Source organism: Mordavella massiliensis, from assembly GCF_016901695.1.
GTDB classification, from domain to species: domain Bacteria; phylum Bacillota; class Clostridia; order Lachnospirales; family Lachnospiraceae; genus Claveliimonas; species Claveliimonas massiliensis_A.
On sequence record NZ_JACJKS010000017.1, the window covers coordinates 37,389 to 48,272 of the forward strand.

General features: G+C 39.5%; 9 protein-coding genes. 7 read left to right on the plus strand and 2 right to left on the minus strand.

Annotated elements, in window-relative coordinates; genetic code table 11:
* Positions 1 to 11: 11 nt before the first annotated feature.
* The 7 genes from H6A20_RS10660 (at position 12) to H6A20_RS10690 (ending at position 8,935) form a co-directional block, all read left to right on the plus strand.
* Entirely contained in the window at positions 12 to 1,193 is a 1,182-nt protein-coding gene (locus tag H6A20_RS10660; protein WP_204907114.1) for a glycosyltransferase family 4 protein, read from the plus strand.
* Between the two features lie 215 nt (positions 1,194 to 1,408).
* Complete coding sequence (locus H6A20_RS10665) at positions 1,409 to 2,488, plus strand: hypothetical protein (protein ID WP_204907115.1); 1,080 nt, start codon at positions 1,409 to 1,411, stop codon at positions 2,486 to 2,488.
* Between the two features lie 74 nt (positions 2,489 to 2,562).
* The gene (locus tag H6A20_RS10670) at positions 2,563 to 3,606 is read left to right on the plus strand and encodes a polysaccharide pyruvyl transferase family protein (protein WP_204907116.1); all 1,044 of its coding nucleotides are present in this window, start codon (positions 2,563 to 2,565) and stop codon (positions 3,604 to 3,606) included.
* Positions 3,607 to 3,624: 18 nt separating this feature from the next.
* Positions 3,625 to 4,986 carry an MATE family efflux transporter gene (locus H6A20_RS10675; RefSeq protein WP_204907117.1) on the plus strand — a complete coding sequence of 454 codons (1,362 nt, stop codon included), beginning with the start codon at positions 3,625 to 3,627 and terminating at the stop codon, positions 4,984 to 4,986.
* 713 nt (positions 4,987 to 5,699) lie between these two features.
* Positions 5,700 to 6,800 carry an NAD-dependent epimerase/dehydratase family protein gene (locus tag H6A20_RS10680; RefSeq protein WP_275952131.1) on the plus strand — a complete coding sequence of 367 codons (1,101 nt, stop codon included), beginning with the start codon at positions 5,700 to 5,702 and terminating at the stop codon, positions 6,798 to 6,800.
* A gap of 38 nt (positions 6,801 to 6,838) precedes the next feature.
* Complete coding sequence (locus H6A20_RS10685) at positions 6,839 to 8,071, plus strand: nucleotide sugar dehydrogenase (protein WP_204907118.1); 1,233 nt, start codon at positions 6,839 to 6,841, stop codon at positions 8,069 to 8,071.
* Between the two features lie 264 nt (positions 8,072 to 8,335).
* On the plus strand, positions 8,336 to 8,935 hold the full coding sequence (locus H6A20_RS10690) for a hypothetical protein (protein ID WP_204907119.1): 600 nt from the start codon (positions 8,336 to 8,338) through the stop codon (positions 8,933 to 8,935).
* A 246-nt stretch (positions 8,936 to 9,181) separates the two neighbouring features.
* Here the strand turns inward: H6A20_RS10690 and H6A20_RS10695 are convergent, their stop codons facing one another.
* Both H6A20_RS10695 and H6A20_RS10700 read right to left on the minus strand, forming a co-directional pair.
* Complete coding sequence (locus tag H6A20_RS10695; RefSeq protein ID WP_204907120.1) at positions 9,182 to 9,514, minus strand: hypothetical protein; 333 nt, start codon at positions 9,512 to 9,514, stop codon at positions 9,182 to 9,184.
* Positions 9,511 to 10,827, minus strand: coding sequence for an ISL3 family transposase (locus H6A20_RS10700; protein ID WP_204907121.1), 1,317 nt, complete (start codon positions 10,825 to 10,827; stop codon positions 9,511 to 9,513). The genes H6A20_RS10695 and H6A20_RS10700 overlap by 4 nt, the downstream gene beginning before the upstream one ends.
* Positions 10,828 to 10,884 lie beyond the last annotated feature (57 nt).

Below are 10,884 nucleotides of genomic sequence, written 5' to 3' on the forward strand. Positions count from 1 at the left end.
AATCTTAAATTATGGAGGGCAGAATGACAGGGTTATTTATTTTCGATCAGGTGATTTCGAAAAGTGAAAATGAAGAATACTATGATCCTATATTCACTAATAAAGTATTTGATAGGTATTTAAAAGTTGTTGATAATCTGATCATATTGGTTAGAACGCAAGAAGAATTGGCAGAGTCATTAGAAAAGAGAAGAATTCCTAAAATAGACACAAAAAGGATAAAAATAGTTGAAATAAGCAATATGCTATCACTCCAGGGGATACTTCAGAGACCAAGAGTTTATAAAACGATAGAGAAATTTGTTAAAATTAGCGATGTAATATTTGTCAGAATGCCTAGTATTGTTGAAACAATGGTTGTAAAAGTGGCAAAAAAATATAAAAAAAAATATATTTTGGAATTGGGAGGATGTCCTTGGGATACTTTTTGGAATCATAATATTAAAGGTAAAATTATTGCTCCATCAAGATTTCTTTCAACGTATTTGTGCATAAGAAAAGCACCGTATGTAGTATATGTAACGGAAAGATGGTTACAGGGAAGATATCCTACAAATGGACAATCTATAAACTGTTCAAATGTAGATATTGAAAGTGTTGAGGATGCAGCTTTGGAGAAAAGACTAAAAAAAATATTGAGTAAAAAAAGTGATGAAAGAATAATACTAGGTTCTATAGGAGATTTCCATGTGAAATCTAAAGGCCACCGATTTGTGATAAAGGCGTTAAATGAGCTGAGGAAGAAGGGGTATAATAATTATTATTATCAAATAGTAGGTAAGGGAAATCGTAAAGAGTTAATGAGATTAATACATAAATTTGAGCTAGAAGATCGAGTGGAATTTGTTTCGCCTATGCCACATGAAGAAATACTTAGTTGGCTTGAAACTATTGACATTTATATACAACCTAGTCGCCAGGAGGGACTTCCAAGATCAGTGATAGAAGCTATGAGCAAAGCGGTTCCAGTTTTGGGGGCGAGAACGGGTGGAATACCTGAGTTAATAGAATCGGAATATATTTTTGAAAATACAAGATCAGAGGGGGATGATATCGCTACTTTATTAACAAGCTTGGACATTAATGAGTTAAGTAAAATGGCAATACGCAATCATAATGAAGCGAAAAAGTATCTTGCAACTGTAATAGAAACCAGAAGAACGAAATTTTTTGAAATGGTAGTGGGGCAGTGAAAGGTTTAATAATACGGTGAAATATGAAAAATGTTAATAAAATTCTACAACAGTATTGCGATGGAATTATGCTGCTTAGCGTACTGCTTTATGTTTTTGTTTCTGGTAATTCTATATTAACATTACAAATAACGGGAAGCCTAATTGTAGGAATTAGTATTTATTTATGCTTTAAAGTGCGAAAAAACAAACTCTTGCTTTTACTATTTTCCATTATGGCATTTATCAATATATCTTTAGGATATACAGATTGCATAATGTTAGGAAGAGGAGTTTCGGAATGGCAGTCGGTAGGACTTAGACTTAATGAGATAAATGTTGTTTGTGCAAAATCAATTTTATTAACAATAGTTATTGTTAATATAATGATTACGAAAAAGGTTCTTCTATTTAAAGTAGAAAATATTCAAGAATGTAGGAGAAAAAATAATATTATATCTTTAGGAGGGTTGATACTTCTTTACGTAATTCTTATATATAGTTTTATCTCACAGAGTTATTCTTTCGGGAAGTATGAATCCGTGACAAATCCAATATTTGAATATAGCTTAATAATCCTATGTTTTACATGGTATTACTCAAAGGAAATGAAATGGATTGATTATGGAATATGGATTTACTTTTTTGGATTTTCAATTAATTTCTTGAGAATTGGAGACAGATCATCTGTATACATGCTTGTAGTATTGATGGCTATTTGCTACTTTTACAAATTAATAAATGTCAGAACAATAGGATTAGTAATTTTGGTGGGAATACCGATTACCAATTTTATTGCTATATTCAGAGATCATCTATTTTCTTCATTTAGTGATATTATTATTCAGCTGGTAACTAGGGGATTGTATGTCGATACGGTATCCTGGGCGTATTATGGTAGCTTAGCCATATCAATGTTGTACGAGCGAGTAGGCAGTCATCTGGAATTGATAGTTGGTTTCTGGGGACGTGTAATAGGTATAGAGAGCCAGTATTCTTCGCTGGCAATATATGCGAGGACAAATTACAGTGATTTGTATAATTTAGGGGGTGGAATTTATTCATCCTTTTTCTATGCGTTTGGAGGGTACATTTCTGTTATTATTGGTGCTGTGATACTAGGGATTATAATACGAAAAATAATGATGTCGCATAGAAAGTATTTGCCATTTAAGGTTTTGCTTATTGTTTATGTGTTTAGATGGTACTTATATGATATGACTACACTATATAGAGGAGTATTAATATTTGTATCACTTGTTTATTTGGTTTGTCTAACTATAGAACAAACTGTACGTCACAAAATAAAATGTTAATAATTAATTTTAAAGTATGATTTATAGAAAAGGTAGGAATAAAAATGCTTAATGTGTATGTACATGGTTCTTTTATGTACGATAATTTTGGAGATTATTTGCTCTTTGCTAAAGTTAGAAATGAGATAAAGAAATGTGATAATAGTATTAATGTTTATTCTGCGAATATCTCGCCGTTTTATAACGAATTTGTGGACTATAAGCCATTAAAAAGAAAGGAGGACATTAAGTGTATCGACTGTGCAATATTAGCGGGAGGAGGATATTTTGGGGAACCTAAACAGTATAGATTATATTGGAATATTCGAATGCTTTTTAGGCATGCGAGAGTTGCGTATAAATTTATTAAAAGAAAGATACCATACAGCATTATTGGAGTTGGTGTAGGTCCTCTTTCTTATAAATTCTCTCAGAAAATAGTGAAGAAAATTTTTGATAATGCCAAAATTATTTCGGTTCGGGACGCTGAATCACGAGAATACTTAAGGAAATATGGGGTTAAAAAAAAGATTGAGGTTGTTCCCGATTGGGTTATGGCATGTGGTTATGATGAAATTATAAAAGATGAATATAAAGATATTAGAGAAGAGTATAAAAATAAGATTTTAATTCATCTCGCCTCAAAAAATAAAGGGAAGGATTCTCCAATAGAAATAATTATTCAAGATATAAGAAAACTCGCTAAAGAGTATGGAAAGCAATTTTTGATAATAACTGATCAGGCAGATAGCAGCAATAGCCAAATTGAAAGAGCAAAGCAGTTAAAAGATAAGTTGAAAGACATTCATGTAGACTTATATGAATATCATAATCCATACGAACTGATAAAAATAATACAATCTGCAGAGTGTGTATTAACAGATAAATTACATGTAGGTATTGTTGCTACCAGATTAGGAGTGCCAGCTTTTTCCGTAGCAGGACAAGTAAAGATTCATCGATTCTATAAACAAATAGGGAGAGAAGAGTTTTGTATTCCTATACAAAACGTAAAAAAAGGGTATGTGTTTCAGTGGATAATTGAACATGGGACAGAAGCAGTAAAGATTGATAAAGTTGTTGAGTCAGCTCAAATGAACATCAATTTACTTCACGATTTTCTTTACAAATATTTATAAAATAGTAAAAGGGTAGAAATGGGTAAAGTTACAAAAAATACTTTAAATGTTTTGATTGCAAATATAGTGCAATTGTTAACAGGAATTATCGTAACATTTATTGTTCCCAGGATTGTTTCTGTTAATAATTATTCGGCTATAAAGACATATACATTATATACAGATTATATTGGTATTTTTAGTCTGGGGTTTTATGATGGGATTTATTTAAAATACGGTGGAAAAAGCAGAACCGAAATCTCTCCGGCGGTTGTGCGTATGGAGTATTCAACATTCCTAGTTTCACAATTGTTAATGAGTTTAATGGTAGGTACAATAAGTATATTTTTAAAAAATGAGATTATAGCTTTTTGTGCGCTATCCATTGTGCCAACAAATATATTTACATTTTATAAAAGATTCCATGTTGCTATAGGGGAATTTAAACAATACACTCGAGAAATGCTTGTCTATTCTTTTACATACATGTTGGGGAATTGTGTCTTAGCACTATTTTTACGTATAAATTTGGCGAGTCCGTATTGTTTATGCGCAATAGTAGCCAATCTTTTTGCTGTTATTTATAATTTTTATGTGAATAAAATGCCTATAAATATAATGTACAAAGTTAAAGTAGGTCTATTTAAAGAAAATATAGGTTTGGGATGGTTAGTTCTATTTGGAAATATAGCTGTTAATGCAATTTACGGAATTGACCGTTGGTTTGTGAAAGCTTTTTATAATGTGAAGTGTTTTGCAGTATACTCCTTTGCAGTATCTATGTTAAATATTGTAATGGTGCTTGTACAATCTGTTGCATTATCCTTATATAATTATATAGCTGATGATAAGAACACGAATAAGATCATATTAGCTAAAAAAGTTTTGTTGGGCATTGGAGGGTTATCAAGTGGGGGATATTTTCTGCTATATTATATTATTAATTGGGGGTTGCCCCAATATGTGGATTCTTTAAGTATCATTAGTATATCTTTCATTTCATATCCTTACATGATTGTTATAAATTCAGTATTTCTAAATCTTTATAAAGCTGAGCAAAAAAATAAGAAGTATATTCGTTCAGTAATTTTTATGCTTATATTGTCTATATTATTAAACTGCGCAGCGGTGTATTTGAGCTCTGATATCAGATTTATAGCAGTGGCAACAACCTTGTCATTTATAATATGGTTTGTGTTCTGTAATTATGATTTCGGAATGCAATATTTTGAAGTATCAGATTTAACATTTTTGTTTGCTGTAGGGATATCATTTGTTGGATGTAATTTTATTCCTAGTAAAATAGTAGGTATGTTAATTTATAGTATTGCTTGGTGTATCTTTGCTCAAATGTTTGGAATATTAAACACAATAGTACGACTTTTGGTCAATAAAAAATAGAAAAAGGGAACGATGAAGGTAAATGATATTTAAAGTCTCGCATAATACTGTTGACTTTGAATTCGGCGATACAGATAGTCTTTAGGGGGCTGCAGGGAAGTGGATAATCTGGAAGTCAGCCTGGGAAGTGTTTTATGAGATGTTGTCCTACCTTGTGATTTTGAAGAAGAGATCTGGTAGGATGGTGATATAAACTGTTTGTACTATTCATAGGAAAGAAGAGTAATAGCTTTTGTAAAGAAGCTAATATTGTGAAAGGAATGACAAAGAGCTAATGATTAAAAGAGATGTGTCTGACAGATTGCAGGATACAGAAGCTTTTGATAATATAGTCATTAGAACCACAGTGAGAACACTGAGGACGCGGCCTTTAGTTAGATGATACATCTTGAGTAATGAAGTTGTAATAATTAAGGTCCTTGAGGCTGTGAATCGGCACTTCTGATGAAAGTTTTACTAGATAGTTTCATGTTTTCATAATTATTTTAAATAGCTCTTGAAATGACATTTTTGTTTTTATGAATCATAGGAGAAGGTATATCTATGTTAAGAAAAGATTAGTCTGTTGAGCAATGTAAAGTGAATGGCAAGGTGGAGAACTGTTATTTTAGACAGAAGCATATAGCGTAGAAAGTAAAGATTTCCTTTTACATGGCACAGCTGTGTAAAAGGAAATTTTTTATGCACATTTTAGTGGAAAAAGGAGAAAAGAAATGAGGTGTACATTGAAAGACAAGACCATCTTGGTCACCGGCGCAGCCGGGTTCATAGGCTCTAACCTGGTGCTGGAGCTCTTAAGGACTGGAGAAGCGGTTCACATCGTAGGCATCGATAATATGAACTCTTACTACGATGTCTCTATAAAAGAATACAGACTAAATGAAATCAAGTCCATGGTAGCTTCCCACCCGGAAAGCACATGGACTTTTATTGTGGGATCTATTTCAGACAGGGAACTGATCCAGAAGGTGTTCAGAGAATACAGACCTTCTGTGGTGGTCAATCTGGCGGCTCAGGCAGGGGTTCGCTATTCCATCACTAATCCGGATGCGTATATTGAGTCCAATCTGATTGGTTTCTACAACATCCTGGAGGCCTGTCGGCATTCCTATGATGATGGGGAACCGGGTGTGGAACATCTGGTGTACGCTTCCTCCTCCAGTGTGTACGGATCCAACAAGAAGATACCATACAGTACAGAGGACAAGGTGGACAATCCGGTGTCTCTCTATGCGGCTACAAAGAAGAGTAATGAGTTGATGGCTCATGCTTACTCGAAATTATACAACATCCCCTCCACAGGGCTTCGGTTTTTTACTGTCTATGGACCTGCCGGACGTCCAGATATGGCCTATTTCAGCTTTACCAATAAGCTGCTGGCCGGTGAGACAATCCAGATCTTTAACTATGGTAACTGTAAGCGGGATTTTACCTATGTGGATGATATTGTGGAAGGGGTAAAGCGGGTGATGCAGTCTCCCCCGGAGAAGAAGAACGGGGAGGATGGACTTCCTGTTCCGCCCTATGCCATTTACAACATTGGAAATAACCAGCCGGAGAACTTGCTGGACTTTGTGGATATCCTGCAGCAGGAGCTGATCCGGGCAGGGGTGCTGCCGCAGGATTATGATTTTGAGGCACATAAGAAACTGGTTCCCATGCAGCCGGGGGATGTGCCGGTGACCTATGCGGATACCAGCGCCCTGGAGCGGGATTTTGGTTTTAAGCCTGGTACAAGCCTGCGGGAAGGCCTGCGAAGGTTTGTTCAGTGGTACAGAGAATTTTACATAGACCGCAAAAAGGAACAGAGATAGAGAAAAGGTTTCAGTTATCAGGAAGGGAGAAAAGAAAAATGAAGATCGCAGTAGCAGGAACAGGATATGTGGGATTGTCTGTTGCCACACTTCTGGCGCAGCATAATGAGGTCATGGCGGTAGATATTGTGCCGGAGAAGGTGGAGCTGATCAACCAGAGAAAATCGCCTATCCAGGACGACTATATAGAAGAATATTTGGCCCATAAGGATCTGCGCCTTACGGCCACGCTGGATGCGGAAGCTGCCTATAAAGAGGCAGCTTTTGTTGTCATTGCAGCTCCTACCAACTATGACAGCAAAAAGAATTTCTTTGACACCAGTGCGGTGGAGGATGTGATCAAGCTGGTGATCCAGTGCAATCCGGACGCTGTCATGGTGATCAAATCCACTATCCCGGTTGGATTTACCGCCCAGGTGAGGGAGAAATACCACTGTGACAACATCCTTTTCAGCCCGGAATTCCTGCGAGAGTCCAAGGCTCTCTATGATAATCTGTATCCCAGCCGGATCATCGTGGGAACGGATGTACAAAATGCAAGACTTGTGAAGGCAGCAGACACTTTTGCGGGATTACTGCAGGAAGGGGCTATCAAGGAAGATATCCCCACTTTGATCATGGGATTTACAGAGGCGGAGGCGGTGAAGCTCTTTGCCAATACCTATCTGGCTCTGCGGGTATCTTACTTTAATGAGTTGGACACCTATGCGGAGGTGAAAGGGCTGGATACAAAGCAGATTATAGACGGTGTGTGCCTGGATCCAAGGATTGGTTCTCACTATAACAATCCGTCCTTCGGTTATGGCGGGTACTGCCTGCCCAAGGATACGAAGCAGCTACTGGCCAACTATGAGGATGTACCTCAGAACATGATGACAGCTATTGTGGAGTCAAACCGGACTCGGAAGGATTTTATAGCAGACCGGGTGCTGGAGCTGGCCGGAGGGTATGAGGCTAACAGCGCCTATGATGTCAGCAAGGAGCACGAGGTGGTTATAGGTGTGTACCGCCTGACCATGAAGAGCAACTCTGACAACTTCCGCCAGAGCAGCATTCAGGGGATCATGAAGCGGGTGAAAGCCAAGGGAGCTACCGTGATCATCTATGAGCCCACACTGGAGGATGGCAGCACTTTCTTTGGCAGCCGGATAGTTAATGACCTGGAGAAGTTCAAGGAGATGAGTCAGTCCATCATTGCCAACCGGTATGACAGCTGTCTGGATGATGTGAAGGAGAAAGTATACACCAGAGATCTGTTCCGCAGGGACTAAGGAAAAGGGTAGACAGATTTGGTTAAACAAAAATAGATATGAAATTGCTTATGGAAACTTTGGGAAATATATGTTAATATATACTCAAAGCATTATATTTCTGGCAGTTTCTGGCGGCGTCGGCCGTGTCTTACAATTTATAAAATCTAAAAGAAATCTCAATGCCTTTCGTTCCATTTTACACACAGCAGAGAGGTTTCTTGGCCGCAACACTTTGCTTCTTCAGGATACCTCCTGCAAATTTTCAGGATGAAGGAGGTATACATGAGCAAAAGTCAAAAGAAACAGAGGCGAAACAAGCAGGGCAGGAGCGGGGAAGAGAAAATGTATCCTGTGCCCAACCGGAATTACAAGTCGTCTATTTTCACCATGTTGTTCAGCGACAAAAAGGAACTGCTGGGACTGTATAATGCGGTAAGCGGAAAAGACTATAAGGATCCTGGACTTCTGGAGGTGAACACGCTGGAGAATGCCATCTACATGGCCATCAAGAATGATCTGTCATTTGTGATAGACTCCCAGCTTTCTCTGTATGAACACCAGTCTACCTACAGCCCCAATCTTCCGCTGCGGATGCTTCTGTACCTTGCAGACCTGTATGCGGACATGACAAAGAATGAAAATCTGTATGGAAAGAAGAAGGTGAAGATCCCGCCGCCCCAGTTTATCATATTTTACAATGGTGTGGAGAGACAGCCAGACAGGCGGATACTCAGACTGTCAGATCTGTACGAGGTGGAAGAAGAGGAGCATAAGCTGGAGCTGGAAGCGGTGATGCTGAATGTCAATGCAGGTCATAATCGAGAGCTTTTGCAGTCCTGCAAGACACTGGCGGACTATGCAGAGTACGGTTCTTCTAAGTAACCTGGTGACAAAGAGGCGCAAAGCCCTGTAAATACTGAAAGAATGAGGATTTTGAGATGGATACTTCTTAAAAAAGTGTATAGCAAACAGACCTGACAGGAGATAGGTCTTAAAATCAGGTTAAAACAAGGGATATTAATAACTTTATAAATCATCAAGGATGGGATGTAGAAGGCTTTGACAGGCCTTTTTTTAGTGGGATTTTTTATGTATCACCTCCGGAATTGAGACTATGGAGGCCCCTGGTCAGAGTAGGCCATGTTCTTTTAGGATGCGTTCGTAGTCATCGCACAAGCCCTGGAGATAACTGACGTCCACACGGAGATCCGAGATCAGATCCTTTAGATCTTCACAGCGTTCTTTCAGGCGTGTCACAGCATCCGGGATGGTCACATCCAGTCTGCCGTCTGCATAGGTCTGACAGTACATGCAGACCATGTCCTCGAGGATGGAAGCAGTGTTGAAATCCTCATAAGGCTCATCCTCAAAGTGGGCGAGGAGCCAATCCTCCAGTTCGCGGGGGAGGGATAGATTGTTTTTGCGTGCGCAGCAGCGCAGGAAATCTCTGTCGGGGATCATAGGCGTATCTCCTTTCCGTCCCTGGCTTTTTCCAGGATGGACAGAGGGTCATTGGAAAGCCTGAGTTTTCCGCAGGTGAGGAGGATCCGCTTGCGAAAGCCTTCGAAGCTGTGGAGGCCGAAGGCTACACGCTTCAGGACCTTGACCTTGTTGTTTAGTCCCTCGCTGAGGCCATTGGACTTGCCATACTTCCAGCTGTTCTGGATGTAGCCCCGCCAGTGGCGGATGGTACAGGCGGCGGAGTGGATCTCCTCCACATCGGAGACGGTATACTGTTTGATCCATTCTGTCAGCTCTTCGGACTGGATAGAGTAGGGGGAGGAAGCAAGGATATCATGGAAGAACTGGAGGGCTTCATAGGCTTCCAGAAGATCCGGAGCCACTTCAAAGGCATCATGAAGCCTTTGCTTGTTTTCGTTGAAACGAGCGCCCCAGTAAGCGGCCTGATTATATTCCCTGGTCTTCAGGAGGCGGATGATACCTTTTACCTTTTTCATGTTCTCGGAGTCCCCGGTATCCTGGAACTGCCGTTGATAGCGGAGTCTCACTTCGTCCACCATTTCATTAAGACGCTTGATGACGTGGAAGGGAGCGATACAGATCCTGGCATTAGGGAAATCCTTTCTGGAGACAGAGACAAAACCATTGCTCATGTCACAGCAGAAGTATTTTACATGTTTTCTCTGTTCCAATGAGAACTTATGGAAGTACTTGTTCAGATAGACGCCGGAGATCTGGTCCAGGACGTCGATGACAGAGTGTGAGTCGCCGTCAGAAATGCCGCAGTGGTATTTATTGCGATACCACCGGTGAGACTTGGAGCTCCATACACCACTGTTGCCCTTGAATTCATCAATACAGATGGTCTCCGGTAGCCTGGATGGACGGCCGAATTGAATGGACTGAAAGACAGACTGGACGGTGCTCTGGGTGACATGGTTCCGCCTTGCGATCTCGGAGAAAGCGAGAGGCTGTATCAGGTCCAGGAGAATGGAGTCATAGAGAGCCTGTGTCATGCGAAGGGAAGGGTGGATCCAGTAGGGGGTCTCATAGAAAGAAGAGTGACAGTCCCTACACAGGAGCCTGCGCTTGTGGAAGGAGACAACAGTACCGCGATGATTGCAGGGAATGTGCCTGACAGTCTGTATGGTACCGGAGTCTTTGATGACACAGTCGTTGGAACCACAGTGAGGACAGAGCCTCTGGCTGGGTATAGACACATCGAGAGAGATGAGATCATAGTCCTTGAGGACCTGAATGTTTTTGATAGTTGCTTCCTGTGGCAGTTTTGCCAGATAATTACTTGTTTTCATAGCTGCTTTAGCTACCTCCTTTGAAATGTATTATTGGTTCAACAAGATAATAACAAA

Bases quoted from the DNA above. Each gene is read 5' to 3' on its own strand.
- H6A20_RS10660 (WP_204907114.1), top strand. From the start codon at position 12: ATGGAGGGCAGAATGACAGGGTTATTTATTTTCGATCAGGTGATTTCG.
- H6A20_RS10665 (WP_204907115.1), top strand. From the start codon at position 1,409: ATGGCATTTATCAATATATCTTTAGGATATACAGATTGCATAATGTTA.
- H6A20_RS10670 (WP_204907116.1), top strand. From the start codon at position 2,563: ATGTACGATAATTTTGGAGATTATTTGCTCTTTGCTAAAGTTAGAAAT.
- H6A20_RS10675 (WP_204907117.1), top strand. From the start codon at position 3,625: ATGGGTAAAGTTACAAAAAATACTTTAAATGTTTTGATTGCAAATATA.
- H6A20_RS10680 (WP_275952131.1), top strand. From the start codon at position 5,700: ATGAGGTGTACATTGAAAGACAAGACCATCTTGGTCACCGGCGCAGCC.
- H6A20_RS10685 (WP_204907118.1), top strand. From the start codon at position 6,839: ATGAAGATCGCAGTAGCAGGAACAGGATATGTGGGATTGTCTGTTGCC.
- H6A20_RS10690 (WP_204907119.1), top strand. From the start codon at position 8,336: ATGAGCAAAAGTCAAAAGAAACAGAGGCGAAACAAGCAGGGCAGGAGC.
- H6A20_RS10695 (WP_204907120.1), bottom strand. From the start codon at position 9,514: ATGATCCCCGACAGAGATTTCCTGCGCTGCTGCGCACGCAAAAACAAT.
- H6A20_RS10700 (WP_204907121.1), bottom strand. From the start codon at position 10,827: ATGAAAACAAGTAATTATCTGGCAAAACTGCCACAGGAAGCAACTATC.